Raw genomic sequence first — 23616 nt, 5'->3', positions numbered from 1 at the left:
GCGTTCCCCCTCGCTTCCGGGTGTCGGTCACGGCCGCCCGGCGGGTTCATCCGCCGGGCAGCCGTGGATCAGTCTCCGGCGATCTCCCTGCGCCGCCGGACCAGGACCCAGACCACGGCGAGCCCGCCGAGGAAGAGCAGCCCTGCGGCGCCCCAGATCCACGGGCCGGTCGAGAACCCGGTGATCGCCGTGCCGCCGAGCAGCGTCACGCTGACCGTGTCGTCGGCGCACTCGGTGACCGGATCAGGGTCGTCCGCCGTCTGCCAGCACACCTCGCCGGTGTTGTCGATCGTCGAGACCGTCGTTCCGGGCTTCACGTGCACGGCCAGGTCGATGACCGGCGCCGTCGTGAAGTTCGGCCCGAGTTGGCCGAGCAGGTCGCAGTGGAGCGTTCCGCCGTAACCGCCCGAGTCCTGGCCCGTCACCTCGCAGTCCTCCCAGCGCGGGAACGCGGGAGCCGGCGCCGTCGTGATCTCGTCGACCCGCAGCATGGCCGGGATCTCGTCGAACACCTCGGTCGGGTCCGTCGCGCCCGTTCCGACCGACGTCACCTGCAGCGAGTAGCTGAAGTCGCCGTCCGCCTTCGTGCTGGTGACGCTCGCGGTCTTCTCGATCTCGAGCTCGGCCGGTCGGTCGACCGCACAGGTCGGGAGCGCCTGCGGGTAGACCGCGAGCACCGTCTGGCTCGGGTTCACCGAGAACTCGATGGACGCCGGGTTCTCCGTGTCCCGCCAGGCGTAGCTGGGCAGGCTGTCATCGAGGATGAGGTCGAGGAACCTGGTGCCGGGAGTCGGCGGGTTCGTGAGGTCCTCCTCGGTGATCGGACGCCAGCCCGGGAACGCATACGGCAGTCCGTCTGCGTCGACCGCGGCGCCCGGCCACAGGAGTCGGCCCTCGCGGTCGTCCCACGGGATCGTCTGCTCCTTGGTCTGCGTGCCGTCGGCCGAGGTCCACGTCACGGTGATGTCGCCGGGGGTGACGTTCTCGGTCGCCCGCACGTCGTAGTACAGCCACGGGACGTCCGCGACGCATCGCACGTAGGCTCCGGCGTCGACCTTCTTCACCGGCACCTCGGCATCGGCGCAGTCGTTGCCGGGGAAGATGTCGCCGATGTTGCCCTCGGGGACCTCGAGCGCCAGTGCCGCGAGCCCGGGCGCCGGCGGCTGGTAACCGCTGGTCGCCACGCACGCGTCCACGTTCGGGATCACCTGGTTCTCGGGGAAGTCAGGCAGCACCGGAGCCGGGTCGTCCGGCCCGACGGCCGGCGGCGCCTCGACCTCGTCCGGGAGCACCCGCACCGGGATCGTGATCGTCGTGACCTGGCCCTCGACGAAGGTCCCGGTGTAGTCGGCCGTGAACTGGTTGCCCACGGTCGACTCCGTCCAGTTCTCGGGAGCCTCGAACACGGCCGGCCCGGTGATCTCGAGTTGCGGATCGATGAGGTCCGTCACCTCGAGGTCCTGGACGTCCACTCCGTGGTTCGTGACCGTGAGCACCCAGTCGAAGGTGTTGTCCTCGGTGTCATCGACGGCCGTCACCCCATCCGGCAGCACGGCCGTCTTCTCGATGCCGACGTCGACGATCGGGATGTCGACGCAGGCGCTGATCGGCGTCGTGATCGTGCCGGTGGTGAACTCACCGCCGTTGTAGAACCCGCGACCGCTCGTCTCCTCGACGCACTTCGCATCGTCGGTGTTCGTGATCGTGTCGACCTTCACCGTGGCGTTGATGGTCCAGACCTCGACGGTCGGGCCCTCGCCGGTCCCTGCGGCGAGCAGGCGACCGTCCGCCAGCACGTCGTCGGGAGCGACACCCGTCCAGCCGACCACCGGGTCGCCGTCGGGATCGGTCGCCTGGGCCGTGAACGTCGTGCCCGCCGGGAAGGCCGGCGTGTCGCTCAGGTCGTAGTACTGGTCCTTGTCACTCGCGTTGGACACCATGATCTCGTAGGAGACGTCGAACGTGCCGTCGCCGTTGTAGACCGGCACACCCAGGACCTGCTTCTCGGCGAACGAGGTGCCGGGCTCGTCGCAGTCGGTGCGGACGGTCGGCAGGTCGTCGACCGTGAGCGTCGCGACGTTGCGGAACCCGCCGGGCTCGAACATCTCATCGCTCGAGCACTGCGTGGTGTCCTCGGTCCAGGCGCCCGCGGTGACCGTCGCGACGACGGTCACGTCGTAGGTGTGGGTCTCGCCCGCACCGAGCGCCTGACCGTCGGCGAGCGTGGTGTCGAGGTCGTCGGGAAGGCCGGTCCACTCGCCGTCCCGCCCGTCGGAGCTCGTCCACGAGGCCTCGTCGACCGTGATGCCCTCACCGAACTGGTCGAGCGTGTCGACGAGGTCGTACTCGAGCGGCGAGACGCCGCTCGTGTTCACGACCTCGATCGCGTACTCGACGAGCCATGTGCCGTCGGGCTGCTGCTCGGCCGACGTCACCGTCTTCTCGAACGTGTACGTGGCCGGCTCCGCCGTGTTCGTGATCGTGCAGGTCACGTCGTCGCCCGGCTGGAGCGTCACGGCCGCGTCATCGAGCGCGATGGGCGCTCCCTCGGCGTTCACGCAGGTCCAGTCGCTCGCCGTGAACTCGTCGGCCTCGTCGAAGCTCGCGGCCTCGGCCAGGTCGTACGCCACGTTCGAGTCGACCGCGCCGGTGGCTCCGCCGTCGCCCGACAGCACCTCGGTGCCGTTGTCGCTGGCGGTCAGGGTCCAGAGCGTCGGCGGGAAGTCGGTGGCGACGTCCTCGGGCTCCACGACCTTCACGAGCGTGAGCTCGGGCGCGATGTCCGTGTTCGTGATCTCGCACTCGACGCTCGCACCGAACTCGTTCACCGTGAGGGTGGCGCTCGTGTCGGTCGCGCCGGGCACCAGGGTGAATGCGCCGTCGCCGCTGTCGGACTCGCAGGTCCAGGTCGCGGAGACCTCGTACTCGACGCCGTTCTCCCAGACCGTCGAGGCCTCGTCGAGCGCGTAGCCCACGCCGGCCTCGACCGTGCCGTTCGCCGTGCCGTCACCGCTGAAGGTGTCGGTGTCGTCTCCGACGTTCTCGCCGCTCAGCGTCCAGTCCTCGGCCACGGCGTCGCCGCCGTGCTGGTTGTCGACGACCTTGGTGAGCGTCACCGTCTGCGTGCAGTCGACGTAGTTGACGACCTCGAACTCGTTGACGGCGCCGGTCAGCTCCTCGTCACCGAGCCCGGTGGTCGAGTCGGCGTCGAGCGAGCATCGGGCGCCCTCGGGCGTCGCGACATCCGTCTCGCCGATGCTCACCGAGTTGCCGACCGAGTACGGTCCGTAGACCGTGTCCCAGTCGGAGGACACGTCGTCGAGCACGAGCGTGGCGCCGAAGCCGGCGGGCAGCTCGTCGCTGTCCCAGGGGATCGGGTCGCCGCCGTTGATCACCCAGAACTTCGTGACCTCGACCGTCACCGGCACGTCGCCGCAGTCGTCGGCCTCGTAGTCGTCACCCGAGGTGACCACCGCGTGGTTCAGCAGGCCCTGGCCGTCGGTCTCGTCGGTGGCGCAGACCAGGTCCTCGGCGGGGGCATCGGCCTCGACCGTGAAGGTGAACTCCACCGTGAAGGTGTGGGTCGCTCCACCGGGGAGCGGCTGGTCGGTGACCAGCGTCGTGTCGGCGTTGCCATCCCAGGCGGGATTGACCGTGACGTCGGTGGAGCTGACGGATGCGCCGGTGATGACCACGCCTTCGGCGAAGTCCGCCGTGTCGCTGAGGTCGTAGACGAGCTCCTGGTCGTCACTCGTGTTGTGCACGGTGATGGTGTAGCTCGCGGTCCACCCACTCGCGTCGCCGGTGACCGGTCCGTTGAAGGTCTTCGTCACCTCGGGCTCCGCCGGAAGCGCACAGCCCGTGTCGTACGTCGGCTGCCCGCCGGGCGTCGTCAGGGCGACCTCGTTGAGGAAGCCGACGTTCGGCGCACCCTCGGAGGGCGAGCACGTGTTGGTCGTCGGGTCCTCGAAGGCCGCGGCATCCACGCTCGCGGTGACCGTCACCGTGTAGCTGTGCACGGCGTCGACGCCGATGATCCGCGGCGTCTCGACGATGCTCGTCGTCGGGTCCGCCTCGGGGTCGGTCCAGGTGCCGTTCTCGGTCGGGTCGTCGGCGTTCTCCCAGTCGGCCGAGAGGATGTCGACCTCCGGCCCGAAGCGGAGCGTGTCGTCGAGGACGTAGCGCGAGACGAACTCGGCGTTGCCCGTGACGGTGACGTCGTAGACGAGGGTCCAGACCCCGTCCCCGCCCTGGGTGACCGTCGGGTCGCCCTTCTCGACCGTCGGCTCGCCGCCGCGGCTGATCTCGGTGCAGTCCACGTCGGTGCGGATGATCTCACCCGACGTGACGATGCCCTCGTTCAGGAAGCCGACGCCGTCGGGGTTGTTCTCGCTCTGGCACTCGAACTCTTCGGGAGCGATGGCGCCGGACGGCGCATCGACGTTGAGGACGACGGTGTAGACGTCGACCTCGCCCGCCGCGATGGCCTGGTCGGCGACGACCGTGAACTCCGAGCCGTCGTACGGGCTCACCGGCGCTCCGCCGTCGATCGTGTAGCTGAGGTAGTCGACGCCGGCGGGGAACGCCGGGTCATCGGTCAGCGTGTAGTACGACGGCCTGGCGCCGGGGTCGGTGTTGGACACCGTGAGCGTGTAGGTCACGTTCCACGTGGCGTCAGGCAGCTGCGATGCCGTCGCTCCCGACTTCACGATCCTCGGTGCGCTGGGCGCGTCGCACGCCGACTTGTCGGAGTCGACGCCCGCGACCGTGAGGGTCGCCGTGTTGAGGAAGGCTCCCGATCCGGGACCGGTCGGGCAGGCCGTCTGGGCCGGCGTGAGCTCGGGCCCGGCGACGGCGATGCCCGTCACGGTGATGCGATACGTGTCACTCGGGTCGGGGTCGCCGGCCGCGAGGTAGGCGTTGTCGGCGAGGACGCCGCCGTTCGTCCACCCGGCGATCGGCACGCCGTTCTTCGTCGCCGAGTAGGTGCCCCCGGTGATGCCGGTGCCGAAGTGCGTCGTGTCGGCGAGGTCGTAGACGCCGCCGACCGCGCCGGTGTTCGTCACCACGATGTCGTAGGCGATGCTCCAGGTGCCGTCGACCGCCTGCGAGACCGACCCCGGCACGACGGACTTCGTGTGGGTGATCGTCGGCGGGTTGATGACGACGCAGCCCGTGGCATCCGTCGACTGGTTGCCCGAGACGACGGTCGCCGTGTTGTTCAGGCCGTCGGCACTCGGGCAGATGAACTCGGCGTCGTCGGAATCGAGGCGCACCGTCACCGTGATGTCGTACACGTGCGCCGCCGCACCGCCGGCGAGGGCGATGTCATCGGCGAGCAGCGTGTTCGGAGCCTGGCCGGTCCACGTGGGAACCGTCGTGACGCCCGCCGGCTTCGCTACGACGACCGGGGTGCCGACGATCTCGGCCGCGGCCGGAAGATCGAGGGCGTCGCCGAGGTCGTAGACCACGCCGGTCGTGGCGGACGGGTTCGTGACCGTGATCCGGTACGGGAGGGTCCACGTGCCGTCACCGTTGTCGACGGCCGTGCCGCCCACCTTGGCGATGGTCGGCTTCACCGGAATCGTGCAGTCCTGAGCCGGGTAGTCGACGCCCGCCACGGTCATGACGGCCGTGTTGAGGAAGCCGACGGTGCCGGGGGTCCCGGCGTCGCAGGCGGTCGGGCTGGTGCCCCCGAAGTCGGATCCCGGTGCGACCGTCGCGTTCACCGTGACGTGCCAGGTGTGCGACGTGGCCTTGACGAGCGTCGGCTCACCGGCGAACGCCTGGACGTCGGTGAACGGAACCGTCCACGAGGTGCTCGCGCCCGGCGGCGCCGGGAGCGTCCGCTGGTAGCTCGCGCTGTTCACGGTGACGTTGCCGCCGAACTGCAGCTGGTCGGTCAGGCTGTACGCGAGGTCCTGGAAGTTGCTCGGGTTGGTCACGACGATGTCGTACTCGACGGTCCAGGTGCCGTCGGCGTTCGGGGTCGGGACCGCCGCCGTCTTCGTGATGGTCGGGACCACCGGCTTCAGCGTGTTCGTGACGACGCAGGATGCCTCGTCTCCCGGCGAGAGCGCCGCGAGCACGGGTCCGGCGATCGCCGGTCCGCCGTTCACGAAGCACTGCCACGTGCCGGCCTGGAACTCGCCGGCGTTCGGGAGCGATGTGGTCTCGGCGAGGTCGAAGGCGACGCCCGCGGGCACGCTCACGAACTGGCCGGACGTGCCGCCGGCACCGGTGGCGACGACGGCGGCGTTGTCGGCGCGGCTCGCGCTCAGCGTCCACGACGTCTTGTCGGCGACGCCCGTGGGCGAGACGACCTTGTCGAGGGAGATCTTCGGCAGTTCGGCGATGTTCGTGAACACGCAGATCGCCGACTCCGTCGGGTCGAGCGTGATGTCGGTGACATCCACGTAGGTGCCCTCAGGCCCGACGTTGCACTGGAGCGACTCGAGGTCGTATCCGGCCGGACCGTTCTCCTCGGAGAGTTCGTACGTCACGCCGGGGCGGACGAGGATCGTCGTGCCACTCGTCACCGTCGACGAGACGATGCCCGCGGGCGGGTCGACCGGCGTGGCGGTGAGGTCCCAGTCGGCGGGGACGGCGTCGCCGCCGTTCGCGGGGTTCACGACCTTGCGGAGTTCGACCTGGGCGGTCTGGTTCACCGCGGTGCACTGCACCCAGTTGCCGAAGCCGACGTTCACGCCGCCGTTGAGGCCGCCGGCGTTGCCACCGGTCGGGTTGCCGTCCGCGTCGAGCGGCACGCACGCCCAGCTGCCCGTCGAGCCGGGCACCGCGAGGACCGGATCACGGTTGTCGACCTGCAGGTAGCGCGGGTCGCCGTCGGACTCGGCGAGGGCGTAGACGACGCCGGGGGTCACGGTGCCGGTGACACCGTCGCCGGAGTCGTTGCCGGCCGGGAAGTCCGTCGGGCCGTTGATCGCGTCGAGGGTCCAGAGGTCGGTCGCCACACCGCCACCGATGACCTCCTTCCGCAGCGTCAGCTTGGTCGGACAGGTGATCGTGTTCGTGATCTCGACGGTGTTCAGTCCGCCCAGGAGGGTGAGGGAGTACGCTCCGCCACCGAGGTCGAAGTCCGCCCCGGCGCCGTTCACCCCCGTGACCCGCTGGCCGACGAGCTCGCACGTCGTGGGGAGCGCCGTGAGCTGCTCGGTGATCGGGATGGACTGCCCGGCGGTGAATCCGCCCACCTCGGTGCCGAACCCGGTGGTCGCGCCGTTCACGTCGGCGTTGCCGACGAGCGAGGGGTCCTGCGAGCCGTTCGGGACGGCGGGCTGCCCGTTGACGGCCCACAGCTTGTCGACCACGACACTCGCGGCGGGGTTCGGAGCCTGGTTGAAGAAGATGCAGCTCACGGCCGTCGTCGGACTGACAGGCACGTTGATGCCCGGCTGGCCCGGAACGGAGTTGTTGTTCGTGACCCCGGCGATCGGGGTGTCGGTGTTGAGATCGCGACAGGTCGCGTTCAACGCGCCCTGCGGAATGACCGTGTGCCCGCTCTGCTGCGTCTCGCGGATGACCACGGTGCCGGAGTTCGTGCCGCCGGCGAAGTCGAGCGGGTAGCTGATGACGCCCGTGACCGGAGCCGTCAGGCCATCGGCCGGGTTCGGGGTGTTCACCGTGATGCCGGTCGACGGTTCGGTCGCCGAGATCGCCCAGCCGCCTGCGGCCTGGGCGTCGTCGATCGTGCCTCCCGGCGGGACGACCGCCTTGGTCACCGACACCGATCCCTGGCAGTTGCCGAGGGCGATCTGCTTGAGGGCGGCCCCGGCAGCCGCGTAGTCGGCGGTCTGGTAGTAGTCGGCCGCGGTCGCGTTGCCTCCGTTGAACGGGATGCCGCCCGAGATCGCCCGCAGGTTGAGGGCCGTGTCCGCGTTCGTGACACCGGACCCGACACCGAGCGCGATCACGCGGGTCGCCTCGGACTTGATCGAGTTCGCCGAGAAGACGGCGTTCTCGACCTCACGGGTTCGCGTGAAGTTGCCCGGGGTGGTCTCGGTGCCGTACACCGTCGGGTTGCCGTCGGTGAGGATGATGGCGACGTCGTACTGCGTCGGGGAGTTCGCGACCTGCCAGAGTCCGCGGTCCCAGTTCGTGGTGCCGCTCGCCGGCGCGGTGAGGCCGTTGATGTAGCCGTTCACGATGTCGGCGGCGGGCTGGTTCGACACCGAAGCGATGCTCCGGTTCTGGTTGTTGGCGCCCGGAGCGGGCGCAGACTGGGCGAAGGTGAAGAGGCCGACGCGCGAGGGCGTGCCCACGAGCGAGTTGACGAGCGTGACACCGGCCGCACGGGCCTGCACGATCGCGGGGTTCACCGACCCCGAGAGGTCCATGATGAGGGCGACGTCGAGGCCGCACTGCTGGGGCAGCAGCGGGTTGACCCGCGAACTCTGCCAGACGCCGCCGGAGGCGTCGCGGTTCGTGTTGCCCGTGCCGACCATGAACTCGGCCGGCGGGGTCGTGCTGTAGGTGTTGCCGGCGCGGATCTGCCAGGTGCCTCCGCTCAGCAGTCCGACGCGGAAGCTGTAGCTGGTCTGCTGGTTGTCGCCGCCGAAGGCGTCGCCGGTGCGGAGCGACGGGTTCGTGAAGTGCGTTCCCGGGGCGGAGATCTGGCGGACCCACATCTGACGGTCGCGGTTCACTCCACCGGTACCGGTCTCGGGAATGACGAAGTTGCAGTCGCCGTCGGCGTCGGTCGTACAGGTGAACAGGAGCGTGCCGCCGGTGCGGGAGGTGTAGAGGCCGAGTTGCACGCCCTGGAGGGCGGAGATCGAGTTGGGGTCGGCGAGCGACCGGACGTCGCCGGTGCGAACGGTGACGACCGCCTCGGTGGGCCCGGCCGGGGGCACGACGAGCGCATTGACCCCGCCCTCCCCGTCAGCCTTCTTGGCGGCCTTCTTCTGAGGGGCCTCGGACTTTTCGTCCGTCGTGGGCTCCTCCTCGGCCGGCGTCTCCTCGACCGGTGTCTCTTCGGCCGGCGTTTCCTCGGTGGGAGCCTCCTCCGCCGGTGACTCCTCTGCGGGCGGCTCGTCTGCCGGCGTCTCCTCGGCGGGGGCCTCCTCGGCAGGCGCTTCCTCGGTCGGCGCGTCGGACGGGGTCTCGGCCAGGGTCGCCGCATCCGTCGGCTCGCTGGTGGTCGTGGCCTGCGGCTCGTCCGCCGGGTCGGCGAACGCCATGGTCGGCAGGCCGACCGCGAGCAGTCCGCCGACCGCGATGGTCGCGATCAGACCGCGAAGGGAACGTGCGCGTCTCGCCTCCCGCCGACGCCGCGCCCGTCGGGGCTGCTGTGCGGAGTCGTCGTGACGGAATCCGAGGAAGTTGCTCATCGTCGTTCAACCTTCGTGTGTCGGGTCAGACATGCGGAATGGAATGTGAGGATTACGCAGGTGCGCCGAGTCAACCACTCGGCAGGGATCGCCCGACAGGGCAGCGCCGTGACCAATACGGGGGGTATTCGAAGCGACTTCCCCGGAAACTCAAGGGTTTCCATGCTGTGTAACCAGTACGGGGGGGTACAGGTCGGCGAGCGGAATCGGTGATCGGACCTCCTTCGGTCGCTGCTGCGCGCGGCCCCGAGCGAGTGCCGCCGCCACGCTCAGTACGCTGGGACGGTGAGCGAGCGCGCGTCGTCAGAGCCCGGGGACGCCCCCGACCGCCACCGACCGGCGACGCGGGCGAACGGCGCGGGACATCCCGAGACTTCGACGCCCCTCGAGGAGGCGGTCGCGCGTTCGGCCCGCGAACGACTCGACGAGCTCAGCGAGCCCCTCCGCGAACGCTTCGAGCAGCCGATCAACCGCGTCACCTCGCTCACGAACCGGACCCTCGCGCTGCTCCCCGTGCGCGTGTGGCGCTACTTCCTGGCGCAAAACGGCTTCATCCTCTCGTCGGGCATGAGCTACCAGGCGCTCTTCGGCGTCTTCGCCGCCGTCTACGTGGTGTTCGCCGTCTTCGGCATCTGGTTCACGAACAACGACGACACCATGGAGGCGTTCGCGCTGCTCCTGAACACCTACGCGCCGGGACTCATCGGCGACGAGGGCATCATCTCGACCGACGAGCTCGTCGCGATCACGTCGACGAGCACGGGCACCCTCGGCTGGACCGGCGGCATCGCCCTGATCGGATTCATCTGGACCGCGATCGGGTGGGTCACCTATACCCGCATCGGCGTGCGCAGCATCTTCGGCCTCCCGAAGGACACCCGCTCCTACGCCCTGCTGAAGGCGCGCGACCTCGTCGCCGGCCTCATGTTCGGCGCGGTCCTCCTCCTCGCGTCCGCGCTCTCGGTCCTCACGACCGGATTCGTCACGTGGCTGCTCTCGCTCATCGGCGTCGAGCGCGATTCCGGCCTGTCGGCCTTCTTCGTGCAGGTCGGTGCCATCGTCGTGGTCTTCGTGATCGACACGCTCGCCCTCGCGGTGCTGTTCCGCTACCTCTCCGGCGCCGAGATGCCGTGGCGGCGCATGGTGATCGGCTCGGTCCTGGGCTCCGCTGCGCTCTCGGTCATGCAGTTGCTCGGCGGCGTGCTCATCGGCTTCGCGAGCAGCAACCCCCTGCTCGCGACCTTCGCCGTCTTCATCGCGCTCCTCTTCTGGTTCCGGATGACGAGCATCGTCATCCTCGTGGCGGCGAGCTGGATCGCGGTCGAGGCATCCGACGCCAACGAGACGCTGCTCTCGCTCAGCCCCGAGCAGCTCGAGGCCGAGCGCCACCGGCGCGAGGCCGAGGCGGCGCTGACGGTCGCCCGGGTCCGGCTCCGAGAAGCCGAAGCGGATGCCGCGGACGCGAACTGGCTCGCGTCCTTCGCCGCTCGCCGGCGGGTGGCGAAGGCGCGGCTCGAGCTCGACGAGGCGGAGGCCGCGGTCGCGAAGGTGGCCTCGGGCCGCTCCACGACGATCGACGTCGGACGCCTCGAATAGGATCGAGGGCATGCCTTCGCCCTCTCGTCTCCGTGTCGCCAGCGTCAACGTGAACGGGGTGCGAGCCGCGTATCGCCGCGGCATGGGCGAGTGGCTCGCCGGCCGCGACGTCGACCTGCTCGCCCTGCAGGAGGTGCGCGCGTCCACCGAAGACCTGCAGGCCCTGCTCGGCGACGAGTGGGACATCCTGCACGACCCCGCCACGGCGAAGGGCCGCGCGGGTGTCGCCATCGCGAGCCGCCGTCGGGCGAGCATCCACCGCGTCGAACTCGGCGGTCCCGACTTCGACACCGCCGGCCGGTGGCTCGAGGCCGACTACGAGGTCGACGGTCGCATCGTCACGCTCGTGAGCGCGTACGTGCACTCCGGCGAGGCCGACACCCCGAAGCAGGTCGAGAAGTTCAAGTTCCTCGACGCGATGCAGGCGCGGCTGCCAGAGCTCCAGGCGCACTCCGAGCTCGCGCTCGTCGTCGGCGACCTCAATGTCGGGCATCGCACCCTCGACATCCGCAACTGGAAGGGCAACGTCAAGCGTGCCGGCTTCCTCCCCGAGGAGCGCGCGTACTTCGACCGCTTCGTCGGCGCCGAGGGCTCGGAGGACCACGGCCTCGGCTGGGTCGACGTCGGGCGCCGCTTCGCCGGCGAGGTCGACGGGCCGTACACCTGGTGGTCGTTCCGCGGCAAGGCGTTCGACAACGACGCGGGCTGGCGCATCGACTACCAGCTCGCGACCCCGGCGCTGGCCGAGCTCGTGACCGACTACCGGGTCGATCGCGCCGCGACCTACGACGCTCGCTTCTCCGACCACTCCCCCGTGGTCGTCGACTACGCCGTCTGAGCGGATGCCGCACGCGGCCGTCGCCCGATTCCTCGACCTCTCGACGAAAGAACCACGATCATGAACTCCGCCAGGCCCGTCATCTTCTCCGGCATGCAGCCGTCGGCCGATTCCCTGCACCTCGGCAACTACCTCGGCGCCCTCGTGAACTGGGTCGCGCTCCAGGACGACTCCGATCCGATCTACTGCGTCGTCGACCTGCACGCCATCACCGTGGCGCAGGAGCCGAAGGCGCTGCGCGAGAACGTGCGTCGCACCGCCGCGCAGTACCTCGCGGCCGGCGTCGACCTCGAGCGGTCGACGCTCTTCGTGCAGTCGCACGTGCCCGCCCACGCCGAGCTCGCCTGGGTGCTCAGCACCATCACCGGCTTCGGCGAGGCGAGCCGCATGACGCAGTTCAAGGACAAGTCGTCGAAGCAGGGCGCGGATGCCACGACGGTGGGACTGTTCACCTACCCCGTGCTGATGGCGGCCGACATCCTGCTCTACGGCACCGACGCAGTGCCGGTCGGCGACGACCAGCGCCAGCACCTCGAGCTCACGCGTGATCTCGCGACGCGGTTCAACTCCAGGTACGGGCAGACGTTCACCGTGCCCGAGGCGCTGATCCCCAAGGCCTCGGCCCGAATCTACGACCTGCAGGACCCGAGCTCGAAGATGTCGAAGTCCGCGACGAGCGAGGCCGGCCTGGTCAAGCTGCTCGACGACCCGTCGGTCACGGCCAAGAAGTTCAAGAGCGCGATGACCGACACTGGCCGCGAGGTGCGGTACGACCGCGATGAGAAGCCGGGCATCTCGAATCTGCTCGACATCTACTCGGCCGTCACGGGCCGGCCGGTGGCCGAGATCGAGGGCGAGTACGCCGGCCGCGGGTACGGCGACTTCAAGAAGGACCTCGCCGAACTCGTGGTCGACCGCCTCGCACCGATCCGCGCGCGCACGCTCGAGCTGATGGCCGACCCGGCCGAGCTCGACCGGCTCCTCGCCATCGGCGCCGACAAGGCCGCCGCACGCGCCGAGGTGAAGCTCCGCGAGGTCTACGACCGCGTCGGCTTCGTCCGTCGCGGCTGAGCCCGGCGCGAGCACACGATGCGCCCAGTCGTCCTTCGCACGCCCCGACTCCGGCTCGACCTGCCCGTACCAGATGACGCCGAGCTCGTCACACGGTACTGCCAGGACCCGATCTTCGAGCGCTGGCTGACGACGCCCTGGCCGTACACCCGAACGGACGCGGATGCATTCCTCGGAACGTATGTCCCGTCGGGATGGCGCTCCGAGTCCGAGCTCACCTGGGCCATCCGCCGCGCTGAGGCGGCTCCGTTGCTCGGTGTCGTGAGCGTGCGCGAGACGCAGCGCGAGATCGGCTTCTGGATGGGCTCCGAGCATCGGGGCGCCGGATTCATGAGCGAGGCGGTCACGGCCGTCGCGGAGTGGGTGCTCGGCGGCGGCATCCCGGGGTCGTCCACGGTGTTCTGGCGTGCCGTCGAGGGCAACGTCGGTTCCGCCAAGGTCGCCAGGGCCGCGGGATTCCGGCGAATCACGCCCGAGAACCCCACGGTTCCGACCCGCGACGGCGAGACCACGCTGCCCGCCTGGTACGCCGTCCGGGAGCGCGTCGCGGACCCGCGCGCCGAGGCGAGCTGGAGCGACCTCCTCGAGGTCGCGAGATGAGCGCGACCGCCGCCCGGGCCGTCGTGCTCTTCGACCTCGATGACACCTTGATGGCCCACCGGGAGGCGGTGGCCACCGGCATCGTCGACCACATGCTCGAACGCGCATACGAGGGCGACGTCGAGGCCGCCCAGCGACTCTGGCACGCCCTCGAGGAGGAGCACTACCACTCCTACCTCGACGGGAGGATGAGCTTCGAGGGTCAGCGTCGGGCGCGGGCGCGGGACTTCGCCCGAGCCCACGGCGACGTCCTCGACGATCCTGCCTCGGGGGCATGGTTCGATCGCTACTTCGAGCGCTACCGCGACGCCTGGGCGCTGCACGGCGATGCGCTACCCGCGCTCGATCGTCTCCGTCGCGCGTTCCCGGGGGTGCGCTTCGGCATCATCACAAACGGCGAATCCGACTTCCAGCGCGCGAAGCTCGAACGCCTCGGCATCCTCGACCGCTTCGAGCACGTGATCGCCTCGGGCGCCCTCGGCGTGACGAAGCCCGATCGACGCATCTTCGAGCATGCGATCGCGTCGTTCGCGGAATCCGCGCCCGTGTCGCACGTCGCGTACGTCGGCGATCGGCTCGGCACCGACGCGCTCGGGGCCGCGGCGGCCGGCCTCGACGGCGTCTGGATCGACCGCTGGGCGACCCCGGTGGCCCCGGCCGAGGCGTCCGCCATCGCCGCCGCGGGGGTCGTCGTGATCACCGGCCTCGACGAGCTCGCCCCCCGGCTGAGCGAGCTCTGGGCGCACCGCACCCATCCGGCACCCGAAGGCGCGGAGGCGCGCGGCCCGGCGCCCGAGGAACGCTCGGCGAACGGCTGAATCACCCGGTCAGGGCATGAGATCGGGTCGGCCGCACCCCCATGCGACCGACCCGCGTCCCCACTCTAACCGCCGGACGCGGCTAGTCCACGTCGGCGTCGACCCAGTCGAGCGTCTTCGTGACGGCCTTCTTCCAGCTCCGGTCGAGGCGCTCGCGCTCGGCGTCCTCCATCGAGGGCGTCCAGCGCTTGTCCTCCTGCCAGTTCTTGGCCAGGTCATCGAGTCCCGACCAGAACCCGACCGCCAGCCCCGCCGCGTATGCGGCCCCCAGGGCAGTGGTCTCCGCGACGACCGGTCGGACGACCGGCACGCCGAGGATGTCGGCCTGGAACTGCAGCAGCGTGTCGTTGGCGGTCGCGCCGCCGTCGACGCGCAGCTCGGTCAGGTCGATGCCCGCATCGGCGTTCACGGCCTCGACCACGTCCCTGGTCTGGAACGCGATCGCCTCGAGGGCCGCCCGCGCGATGTGTCCCTTGTTCACGTAGCGGGTCAGGCCCACGAGTGCGCCGCGGGCGTCGGGCCGCCAGTACGGAGCGAAGAGCCCCGAGAAGGCCGGCACGAAGTAGGCGCCGCCGTTGTCCTCGACGCTCTTGGCGAGCGTCTCGACCTCGGCGGCGGAGGAGATGAGGCCGAGGTTGTCGCGGAGCCACTGGATCAGCGAGCCCGTGACCGCGATCGACCCCTCGAGCGCGTAGTGCACGGGGCCGTCGCCGAGCTTGTAGCCGATCGTCGTGAGCAGCCCGTTCTTGGAGTGGATGATCTCGGTGTCGGTGTTGAAGATGAGGAAGTTGCCGGTGCCGTAGGTGTTCTTCGATTCGCCGGCATCGAACGCCGCCTGGCCGAAGGTCGCGGCCTGCTGGTCGCCCAGGATGCCCGCGATCGGCGTCTCCCGCAGGAGCGAGTGCTCGTTCGCCACGCCGTAGACCTCGGAGGAGGAGCGGATCTCGGGCAGCATCGACTTCGGCACGCCGAACGCCTCGAGGATGTCGTCGCGCCAGGAGAGCGTCTCGAGGTCCATGAACATCGTGCGTGACGCGTTGGTGACGTCGGTCGCGTGCACGCCGCCGTCGACACCGCCGGTCAGGTTCCAGAGCACCCACGTGTCGGTCGTGCCGAACAGCAGGTCGCCGGCCTCGGCCTTCTCACGGGCGCCCTCGACGTTCTCGAGGATCCAGACGATCTTCGTGCCCGAGAAGTACGTCGCCAACGGCAGGCCGACGACCGGCTTGAACCGCTCGACGCCGCCGTCGGCCGCGAGCCGGTCGACGATCGACTGGGTGCGGGTGTCCTGCCAGACGATCGCGTTGTACACCGGCTCGCCGGTGTTCTTGTCCCACACGACCGCGGTCTCGCGCTGGTTCGTGATGCCCACCGCCGCGATGTCATGCCTCGTCAGGTTCGCCTTGCCGAGGGCCTGGCCGATGACCTCGCGCGTGTTGCGCCAGATCTCGGCCGGATCGTGCTCGACCCAGCCCGCCTTCGGGAAGATCTGCTCGTGCTCGAGCTGCCCGGTCGCGACGATCGAACCGGCCTTGTCGAAGATGATGGCGCGCGACGAGGTCGTGCCCTGGTCGATCGCGAGGATGTAGTCGCTCATCTGAGAACTCCGTTGCTGTCAGTGAATGGATGGAGGCGGATGCCGCGGCTCAGCCGAGGATCGGCAGGAGCGGGATGGCGGCGAGGCCGGCGAGCACGCCGCCGATGATCGGGCCGACCACGGGGACCCACGAGTACGACCAGTCGCTGCCGCCCTTGTCCTTGATCGGCAGCAGGGCGTGTGCGATGCGGGGTGCGAGGTCACGGGCCGGGTTGATGGCGTACCCGGTCGGGCCACCGAGGGAGGCGCCGATCGCGATCACGAGGAACGCGACGGGGATGGCGCCGAGTTCGGCCGGCGTGCCGCCGTTCGTGAAGCCGATGATGACGAAGACGAGCACGAAGGTGCCGATGATCTCGGTGACGAGGTTCCAGCCGTAGGAGCGGATGGCCGGACCCGTCGAGAACACGCCGAGCTTGTTCGCGGCATCCGGTTCGGCGTCGAAGTGCTGCTTGTACGCGAGCCAGCAGAAGATCGCGCCGATGAAGGCGCCGATCGTCTGCGCGGCGATGTACACGAGTACCGACACGAGGTTCACCGGGACGCCCATGCCGAACTCGCTGGCGCCGTTGGCGACCAGGCCGAGGGTGACCGCCGGGTTCAGCTGTGCGCCGGAGGCGTAGGAGACGATGACGCCGACGAAGACCGCGAGGCCCCAGCCGATGTTGATCATGAGCGTTCCGCCGCCGAAGCCCTTCGTCTTGGCGAGGATGACGTTGGCGACGACGCCGCAGCCGAGCAGCACGAGCAGCGCCGTGCCGACGAGCTCCGAGAGGAACACGATTCCGAGATTGTCCACGTTGACCTTCCTGTCTGGTGCCCGCGAGGCAGCGGGCCGAGGTACCGGGGCGAGTGGCCCCGAGGTACCGTATCCAGCCGCGAGGGCGTTGCGAGGGCGATTCGGGTGCACATCCGTGCAGATGTGCACCCGCCCCACCGGCCGGTGGCGAGCCGCCACCGGCGGTGGCTCAGGCGGCGGCGACCTCGCTCAGGCGAACGCCGTGACGCGACGCCAGGAGTTCGCGCGCCGCCTCGATCTCGCTCCGACGGCGCGCGGCGTCCCAGCCGAGCTCGTCGCCCGTGAGGTCCGCCAGCTCGTCGAGCAGGGGCGCCGTCAACGACCCGGTGAACGCGATGCTCGTGCGGCGCAGCACCAGGTCGGTGAGGTGCACGACGCGCTCGTTCCGCACGAGCCGGGTGATCTCGCCCTGCGTGTAGCCGGCGTGGTGCTCGAGGGGGCGCTCGGTCTCGCCGTCGACCTCGTCGAGGTACGCCTCGGCGCGGGTCCCGTAGCGCTCGAGCAGGGCCTCGGCGCGGGCGCGACCCACCTCGTCGTCGTGGCCCACGAGCCACACCAGGCGGGCGTCGTCGGTGACCGGGTAGCCGGCTCCGCCGCCGATGGGAACGCCCTCGGTCGAGCGCACCCGGTCCTGTCCGAGCAGCCCGAGCACCTCGTCCGAGAGGTGCTCGGCCAGTGCGCGGAAGGTCGTCCACTTGCCCCCGACGAGGCTCAGCACCGTCGTGCCCGGCCGCTCCGCGACATCCGCCCGCTCGATGCGGTAGTCGCGGCTCACGAAGCCGGGCTGCGTGTCGTCGTGGCGGGGCAGCGGGCGAACGCCCGAGAAGCGGTAGACGATCTGCGAACGGTCGACGGCGATCGCTGGGAAAACGTGCGCGATGAGCTCGAAGAAGTAGTCGACCTCCTCCTCGGTGCAGATCGCGGGCTCGCGCATGTCGTGCTCGAGGTCGGTCGTGCCGACCATGACCCGCCCCTTGAGCGGGTAGATGAGCACGATGCGACCGTCCTCGTGCTCGAAGAAGATCTCCCGGCCACCGGTGGCCTCGAGCAGTTCGGGGTGATCGAGCACGATGTGCGAGCCCTTCGTGCCGCCCATGTAGCGGGTGCCCCGACCGAGGTCCTCGTTCGTGAGGTCGGTCCATGGCCCGCTCGTGTTCACGACGACGTCGGCGGCGATGGAGAACTCCTCGCCGGTCAGCCCGTCGCGCACGCGCACGCCGTCGGCGTCCATCCCGACCGCGGCGAGGTGGTTGGCGGAGCGTGCGTTGGGCCCGGCGGCGAGCCCGTCGAAGAGCACGTCGAGTGCGAGCCGCTCGGGGTCGTGCATGCTCGCGTCGTAGTACGTCGCCGTGTACTTGATGCGCGGGTCCAGCGCGGGCAGCTCGGCCAGCGACCGCGCGCGGCCGTGGAACCGGTGCCGCGGCACGGAGCCGCCGTCGCGCGAGAAGGCGTCGTAGATGGTCAGGCCGGTCTTGATGAGCGCGGCGCCGCGCTCGGTGGGCTTGCCGGAGCGATGGGTGAGGAAGCGCAGCGGTGCCGAGAGGATGCCCGAGAACGTCGAGTAGATCGGCACGGTCGTCTCGAGCGGCTTCACGTAGTGCGGCGCGATGCGGATGAGGGCGTTGCGCTCGGTGACCGACTCCTTCACGAGCCGGAACTCGCCGTTCTCGAGATAGCGGATGCCGCCGTGGATCATGTGCGACGACGCAGACGACGCGCCGGAGACGAAGTCGTCGCGCTCGACGAGCACGACCTCGACGCCCTGCAGGGCGAGGTCGCGGAAGGTCGCGATGCCGTTGATGCCGCCGCCGATGACGACGACCTGCGCCGTCGGGCGTGCGCGAAGGGCGGCGACCTCCGCCCGGGGAGCGGAGGCTCCGAGGTGGTGGTGGTCTGGCGTGTGCTGCGGGGTCGTCGGGTGCGACATCGCTGTCCTCTCGGAGTGTGCGTGGACGTGCGGCTTGCGCCGGCGCGCCCGGTGTGGATGAATACATCGTCGACTCGACCGCACGCTGTTGCAAGCCGCGTGCACAAACGTGCAAGGGTGGGAACATGATCGAACGCGACACGTCGAACGCCTCGGAGGGGGCCGACACGGTCTCGGGGCGGACCAGGGAGGCCCTCCGAGCCGCGCACCTCTACTACATGCAGGACCTGACGATGGATGCCATCGCCCATGAGCTGCACACCTCGCGATCCTCGGTCTCGCGCCTGTTGAGCCACGCGCGGGCGAGCGGACTGGTGGAGATCTCGATCCATTCGCCGCTCGACCTTCCGAGCCGCATCGAGCAGGAGATCCTCGCGAGGTTCGAGATCGTCGCCCACGTCGTCCCGGTGCCCGACCATGCCACCGACGTCGACCGGCTGGACCGCGTCGCCCTCTCGGCTGCACGGATTCTCGGTCGCTTCGTCGACTCGAACCAGACCATCGGCGTCGCCTGGGGTTCGACGATGAGCGCGATGAGCCGGCACCTCGTACCCAAGTCGACCCACAACACCGAGATCGTCCAGTTGAACGGCGCGGGCAACGGTCGCACCACCGGCATCGTCTATGCGAGCGAGCTCCTGCGCCGATTCGGCGACGCGTTCGGCGCGCGCGTGCAGCAGTTCCCCGTGCCCGCCTTCTTCGACGACCCGGCGACGCGGCGCGCCTTCTGGAAGGAGCGCAGCACCCAGCGGCTGCTGGACCTGCAGGCCGGCATGGATGTCGCGATCTTCGGCATCGGCTCCCCGTTCGCCGAGGTGCCGAGCCACGTCTACCAGGGTGGATACCTCGATCGGGGCGACTACGAGGCACTCAGCCGGGACGGCGCCGTCGGGGATGTCGCGACCGTGTTCTACCGCGCCGACGGGAGCACCGACGGCATCGCGCTGAACGAACGTGCGACGGGGCCCGACTTCACGGTGCTCCGCCGGGCGCCGCGCCGGATCTGCGTGGTCTCCGGGCGCGCGAAGCTCGCGAGCCTCGGCGGGGCGCTCGCGGCCGGCCTGATCACCGACCTCATCGTCGACGAGGGCACCGCCCGCGCACTCCTGGAGCCGTGAGCCGCCCCACCACCCGGGTCGACGCGAGGCACCCGCCCCGCGCCCGTATCGCGCGGGATGACGGGGAATACGGCGGCGATCGCGGCGTTGAGTAGAATCGACACGACAAACGTGCTCCGGGGTCGGTGTAATTCCGAGCCGGCGGTGACAGTCCGCGAGCTGCGGGCGCGAGGTCTCGACCTCACGCCCCTGGTTGATCCGGTGGAATTCCGGAACCGACGGTGAAAGTCCGGATGGGAGGCGGCACGTGTCGGCCGTGCTGTGCACGGTCGACGAATTCGGCGCACGCCGCCGTTCCCGGAGCCTGACGACAGGACGACGGATGAGCACGGGCGGCGACGATCGCATCGCGGTGGAGGCGGCGGCCATGCGGCGCGCGCTCGAGCTCGCGGCGAACGGCCCGGCCCGCGGCGTGAACCCGCGCGTCGGCTGCGTCATCCTCTCGCCCGACGGCACCGTGCTCGCCGAGGGCTGGCACCGCGGCGCGGGCACCGCCCATGCCGAGGTCGACGCGCTCGGGCGCCTCTCGCCCGGCGACGCGGTCGGCGCGACCGCCGTCGTGACGCTCGAGCCCTGCAACCACACCGGCCGCACCGGTCCCTGCGCCGTGGCGCTGCTCGACGCCGGCATCGCACGCGTCGTCTTCGCCGTCGCCGACCCGGGCGAGCACTCCTCCGGGGGCGCCGAGCACCTGCGCGCCGGGGGCGTCGACGTCGACGGCGGGCTCCTGGCCGCCGAGGCCGAGGAGTTCCTCGGCGACTGGCTGTTCGCGGCGCGGCACCATCGCCCGTACGTCACGGTGAAGTGGGCGTCCAGCCTCGACGGCCGTGCGGCCGCCGCCGACGGCACGAGCCAGTGGATCACCGGTCCAGAGGCGCGGCTCGACGTCCACCGCCGGCGCGCCGCCCACGACGCCATCGCCGTCGGCACGGGCACGCTGCTCGCGGACGATCCGTCGCTCACGGCGCGAGGCGCCGACGGCGACCTGCTCGACGCGCAGCCGGTCCCCGTCGTGTTCGGCCGCCGAGCCGTGCCCGCCGGGGCGGCGCTCACGCGGCATCCGCACGCCCCCATCATCGTCGACGGCCACGACCTCGACGCCGACCTGCGCGACCTGGCGAAGCGCGGCATCCGCTCGCTGTTCGTCGAGGGCGGTCCGACGCTCGCGAGTGCCTTCCTGTCCGCCGGCCTCGCGGACACGGTGCTCGTCTACCTCGCGCCGGCCCTGCTCGGCGGCGACCGGCTCGCCGTCGGCGACCTCGGCGTCACGACCATCGGCGAGGCCCGCCGCCACGAATTCGCCGCCGTCGAGCGGCTCGGCGACGACGTCCTGCTCGTCGCCCACCCGGTCTCGAGCAGTGCTCCGCGCTCCTCGACCCCTGAAAGGAACTGACATGTTCACCGGAATCATCGAAGAGCTCGGCACGGTCGAGCGCGTCGAGCGCACCGCGGATGCCGCGCGCCTCACCGTGCGCGGCCCGCTGGCCGTCTCGGGTGCGAAGCACGGCGACTCGATCTCGGTCTCAGGCGTCTGCCTCACGGTGGTCGACTTCGACGGCGAGCGGTTCACGGCCGACGTGATGGCGCAGACGCTCGCGATGTCGACCCTCGACTCCGTGGAGGCCGGGCGGGGGGTCAACCTCGAACGCGCGGCGCTCGTCGGCGACCGGCTCGGCGGGCACATCGTGCAGGGCCACATCGACGGCACGGCGACGGTGCTCGAGGTGCGACCGGGCGATGCGTGGCGCGTCATCCGCTTCTCGCTCGACGCCGCGCACGCCGCGCTCGTCGTGGACAAGGGCTCGATCGCGGTCGACGGCGTCTCGCTCACGGTGAGCGCCCTCGGCGACGAGCCCGACGGCTCCTGGTTCGAGGTCTCACTCATCCCCGAGACGCTCACCGCAACGACGTTCGGCGGGCTCGCGGTGGGCGACCGGGTCAACATCGAGACGGACATCCTCGCCAGGCACGTCGAGCGGATGCTGCGCCTGGACGCGCACCGGTCGCTGCCGTCGTCCGTCGACGCGTCCTCGCTCGCGGGGTCGTCCGCCTCGCCCGAGCCGGCGCCGATCGGGGGCACCCGATGAGCCTCGCGAGCATCCCCGAGGTCCTGGACGCCCTGCGTGCCGGCAAGCCCGTGATCGTGGCCGATGACGAGGGCCGCGAGAACGAGGGCGACGCGATCATGGCCGCGGAGTTCGCCACGCGCGAGTGGATCGCCTGGATGGTGCGCCACACGAGCGGCTACCTCTGCGCCCCGATGCCCGACGACGTCGCCGACCGGCTCGAGCTGCCGCTCATGGTCGAGCGCAGTGAAGACGTGCGCGGCACGGCCTACACGATCTCGGTCGACGCCGCCGATCGCACCTCGACGGGCATCAGCGCCTCCGACCGCGCGCACACGCTGCGCGTGCTGGCCGACCCCGAGTCCACGCCCGATCGCCTCATCCGGCCGGGGCACGTCATCCCGCTGCGGGCCGTGGCGGGCGGCGTGCGCGAGCGCGCCGGCCACACGGAGGCCGCCGTCGACCTGATGCGCCTCGCGGGCCTCGCCCCGGTCGGCGTCATCGGCGAGATCGTGACCGACGACGGCGACATGATGCGCCTGCCCGGCCTCATCGAGTTCGGGGCCCGCGAGGGCCTCCCGGTCACGACCGTCGCCGCCCTCATCGAGTGGCTGCGCACGTGGCACGAGGGCCACGACCTCACCGATGGCCCGATCGTCGGCGACGTGCCCGAGTCCTCGCGCGTGCGCTTCGAGGTCGAGACGACGCTCCCGACCGTGCACGGCGAGTTCCGCGTCCGCGCCTACCGAGACCAGGAGACGGGCGCCGACCACGTCGCGATCATCGCGGGCGACCCGGCCGCCGACCCCGCGGGCGCCGTCGTCCGCGTGCACTCCGAGTGCCTGACCGGCGAGGCGTTCGGCTCGCTCAAGTGCGAGTGCGGGCCGCAACTCGACGCCGCGCTCGGCGAGATCCGAGAGCACGGCGGCGTGGTCGTGTACCTGCGCGGGCACGAGGGTCGCGGCATCGGCCTCATCAACAAGCTGCGGGCCTACCGCCTCCAGGATCAGGGCCTGGACACCCTCGACGCGAACATCGCGCTCGGCCTGCCGGCCGACTCGCGCGACTACCGGGCCGCGAGTGCGATCCTCGCCGACCTCGGCGTCGAGCACGTCCGGCTCCTCACGAACAACCCCGAGAAGGTGAGCCAGCTCGAGGCGCACGGCATCCGGGTCGACGAGCGGCTGCCGCTCGTCGTCGGCGTCGGCGCGATCAACTCCGCCTACCTCGACACCAAGCGTCGCCGCATGGGCCACGCGATCGATGACGCCCAGCTCGCGGACGCCGCGGCCGAGGCCCTTCTGGAAGGACACGCATCATGAGCGGAGCAGGCTCCCCCACCCTCGACGTCGACGGCACGGGGCTGCGGGTGGTCATCGTCGCCGGCAGCTGGCACGACGAGATCACCGACGCCCTCATCGCGGGCGCGACCCGCACGCTCGAGGCCTCCGGCGCCCAGTTCTCGCTGGTCCGGGTACCCGGCAGCTTCGAGCTGCCCGTCGTGTCGAAGGCGGCGCTCGAGGCGGGCGCCGACGCGGTGGTCGCCCTCGGCGTGATCATCCGCGGCGGCACGCCGCACTTCGAGTACGTCTCGGCAGCCGCCACCGACGGGCTCACGCGCGTGGCCCTCGACACCGGCAAGCCCGTCGGGTTCGGCGTGCTGACCCTCGACGACGAGCAGCAGGGGCTCGACCGCGCCGGCCTGCCCGGCTCCAAGGAGGACAAGGGCCGCGAGGCCGCGGAGGCCGCCATCGCGACCGCCAGGGCGCTGCGCTCGGTCTGGAGCTGACCCCGCGCGTCGATTCGACTTCGACGCCCGGTAGAACTTAATATCGG

Annotated in this window: 14 protein-coding genes and 1 riboswitch; of the genes, 10 read left to right on the top strand and 4 right to left on the bottom strand. The window is 70.6% G+C overall.

Features of this window, described 5'->3' with window-relative positions:
• Nucleotides 1–68: 68 nt before the first annotated feature.
• Entirely contained in the window at nucleotides 69–9350 is a 9282-nt protein-coding gene (locus GQQ95_RS04660; RefSeq protein WP_157426501.1) for a VWA domain-containing protein, read from the bottom strand.
• A 285-nt stretch (nucleotides 9351–9635) separates the two neighbouring features.
• Between GQQ95_RS04660 and GQQ95_RS04655 the strand changes: the two genes are divergently transcribed.
• The 5 genes from GQQ95_RS04655 to GQQ95_RS04635 are packed head-to-tail and all read left to right on the top strand — an operon-like array spanning nucleotide 9636 to nucleotide 14273.
• Nucleotides 9636–10946: a YihY/virulence factor BrkB family protein gene (locus tag GQQ95_RS04655; protein WP_157426500.1), complete on the top strand. Its 1311-nt coding sequence runs from the start codon at nucleotides 9636–9638 to the stop codon at nucleotides 10944–10946.
• 10 nt (nucleotides 10947–10956) lie between these two features.
• Nucleotides 10957–11784 (top strand): exodeoxyribonuclease III, encoded by an 828-nt coding sequence (locus GQQ95_RS04650; protein ID WP_157426499.1) that lies wholly within the window; start codon nucleotides 10957–10959, stop codon nucleotides 11782–11784.
• Nucleotides 11785–11844: 60 nt separating this feature from the next.
• Complete coding sequence (gene trpS / locus GQQ95_RS04645) at nucleotides 11845–12855, top strand: tryptophan--tRNA ligase (protein ID WP_157426498.1); 1011 nt, start codon at nucleotides 11845–11847, stop codon at nucleotides 12853–12855.
• A gap of 18 nt (nucleotides 12856–12873) precedes the next feature.
• On the top strand, nucleotides 12874–13455 hold the full coding sequence (locus tag GQQ95_RS04640; RefSeq protein WP_157426497.1) for a GNAT family N-acetyltransferase: 582 nt from the start codon (nucleotides 12874–12876) through the stop codon (nucleotides 13453–13455).
• Nucleotides 13452–14273: an HAD family hydrolase gene (locus GQQ95_RS04635; protein WP_157426496.1), complete on the top strand. Its 822-nt coding sequence runs from the start codon at nucleotides 13452–13454 to the stop codon at nucleotides 14271–14273. The genes GQQ95_RS04640 and GQQ95_RS04635 overlap by 4 nt, the downstream gene beginning before the upstream one ends.
• A gap of 82 nt (nucleotides 14274–14355) precedes the next feature.
• Here GQQ95_RS04635 and glpK read toward each other — a convergent pair whose 3' ends face one another.
• From glpK to GQQ95_RS04620, 3 genes are all read right to left on the bottom strand, one after another.
• Nucleotides 14356–15870, bottom strand: coding sequence for a glycerol kinase GlpK (glpK, locus tag GQQ95_RS04630; protein WP_157426495.1), 1515 nt, complete (start codon nucleotides 15868–15870; stop codon nucleotides 14356–14358).
• A gap of 49 nt (nucleotides 15871–15919) precedes the next feature.
• Nucleotides 15920–16669, bottom strand: a complete 750-nt coding sequence (locus GQQ95_RS04625; protein WP_157426494.1) for an MIP/aquaporin family protein — start codon at nucleotides 16667–16669, stop codon at nucleotides 15920–15922.
• 169 nt (nucleotides 16670–16838) lie between these two features.
• On the bottom strand, nucleotides 16839–18596 hold the full coding sequence (locus tag GQQ95_RS04620; protein ID WP_157426493.1) for a glycerol-3-phosphate dehydrogenase/oxidase: 1758 nt from the start codon (nucleotides 18594–18596) through the stop codon (nucleotides 16839–16841).
• A 125-nt stretch (nucleotides 18597–18721) separates the two neighbouring features.
• On the opposite strand from GQQ95_RS04620, the gene GQQ95_RS04615 reads away from it, so the two are divergent.
• The 5 genes from GQQ95_RS04615 to ribH all read left to right on the top strand — a co-directional run bounded on the left by GQQ95_RS04615 (nucleotide 18722) and on the right by ribH (nucleotide 23569).
• Nucleotides 18722–19714, top strand: a complete 993-nt coding sequence (locus tag GQQ95_RS04615) for a sugar-binding transcriptional regulator (RefSeq protein ID WP_157426492.1) — start codon at nucleotides 18722–18724, stop codon at nucleotides 19712–19714.
• A 107-nt stretch (nucleotides 19715–19821) separates the two neighbouring features.
• Nucleotides 19822–19965: riboswitch (FMN riboswitch) on the top strand.
• Nucleotides 19966–20036: 71 nt separating this feature from the next.
• A complete protein-coding gene (gene ribD, locus GQQ95_RS04610; protein WP_246205183.1) occupies nucleotides 20037–21107 on the top strand; it encodes a bifunctional diaminohydroxyphosphoribosylaminopyrimidine deaminase/5-amino-6-(5-phosphoribosylamino)uracil reductase RibD in 1071 nt (356 codons plus the stop codon).
• Between the two features lies 1 nt (nucleotide 21108).
• On the top strand, nucleotides 21109–21801 hold the full coding sequence (locus GQQ95_RS04605) for a riboflavin synthase (protein ID WP_157426491.1): 693 nt from the start codon (nucleotides 21109–21111) through the stop codon (nucleotides 21799–21801).
• Nucleotides 21798–23102, top strand: a complete 1305-nt coding sequence (gene ribA / locus GQQ95_RS04600) for a GTP cyclohydrolase II (RefSeq protein ID WP_157426490.1) — start codon at nucleotides 21798–21800, stop codon at nucleotides 23100–23102. The genes GQQ95_RS04605 and ribA overlap by 4 nt, the downstream gene beginning before the upstream one ends.
• A complete protein-coding gene (ribH, locus tag GQQ95_RS04595) occupies nucleotides 23099–23569 on the top strand; it encodes a 6,7-dimethyl-8-ribityllumazine synthase (protein WP_157426489.1) in 471 nt (156 codons plus the stop codon). The genes ribA and ribH overlap by 4 nt, the downstream gene beginning before the upstream one ends.
• Nucleotides 23570–23616: the final 47 nt, after the last annotated feature.

The sequence above is a fragment of the Agromyces salentinus genome (assembly GCF_009749395.1).
Taxonomy (GTDB): Bacteria; Actinomycetota; Actinomycetes; order Actinomycetales; family Microbacteriaceae; genus Agromyces; species Agromyces salentinus.
The sequence above is the reverse complement of the archived record's forward strand: the minus strand, read 5'-3'. Positions and strand labels throughout refer to the sequence as shown.

What these genes read in the sequence shown, in the direction of transcription:
- glpK (WP_157426495.1), bottom strand. Translation starts at nt 15,870, where the DNA reads ATGAGCGACTACATCCTCGCGATCGACCAGGGCACGACCTCGTCGCGC.
- GQQ95_RS04650 (WP_157426499.1), top strand. Translation starts at nt 10,957, where the DNA reads ATGCCTTCGCCCTCTCGTCTCCGTGTCGCCAGCGTCAACGTGAACGGG.
- GQQ95_RS04660 (WP_157426501.1), bottom strand. Translation starts at nt 9,350, where the DNA reads ATGAGCAACTTCCTCGGATTCCGTCACGACGACTCCGCACAGCAGCCC.
- GQQ95_RS04615 (WP_157426492.1), top strand. Translation starts at nt 18,722, where the DNA reads ATGATCGAACGCGACACGTCGAACGCCTCGGAGGGGGCCGACACGGTC.
- GQQ95_RS04605 (WP_157426491.1), top strand. Translation starts at nt 21,109, where the DNA reads ATGTTCACCGGAATCATCGAAGAGCTCGGCACGGTCGAGCGCGTCGAG.
- GQQ95_RS04640 (WP_157426497.1), top strand. Translation starts at nt 12,874, where the DNA reads ATGCGCCCAGTCGTCCTTCGCACGCCCCGACTCCGGCTCGACCTGCCC.
- GQQ95_RS04620 (WP_157426493.1), bottom strand. Translation starts at nt 18,596, where the DNA reads ATGTCGCACCCGACGACCCCGCAGCACACGCCAGACCACCACCACCTC.
- GQQ95_RS04635 (WP_157426496.1), top strand. Translation starts at nt 13,452, where the DNA reads ATGAGCGCGACCGCCGCCCGGGCCGTCGTGCTCTTCGACCTCGATGAC.
- trpS (WP_157426498.1), top strand. Translation starts at nt 11,845, where the DNA reads ATGAACTCCGCCAGGCCCGTCATCTTCTCCGGCATGCAGCCGTCGGCC.
- ribD (WP_246205183.1), top strand. Translation starts at nt 20,037, where the DNA reads ATGAGCACGGGCGGCGACGATCGCATCGCGGTGGAGGCGGCGGCCATG.
- ribA (WP_157426490.1), top strand. Translation starts at nt 21,798, where the DNA reads ATGAGCCTCGCGAGCATCCCCGAGGTCCTGGACGCCCTGCGTGCCGGC.
- ribH (WP_157426489.1), top strand. Translation starts at nt 23,099, where the DNA reads ATGAGCGGAGCAGGCTCCCCCACCCTCGACGTCGACGGCACGGGGCTG.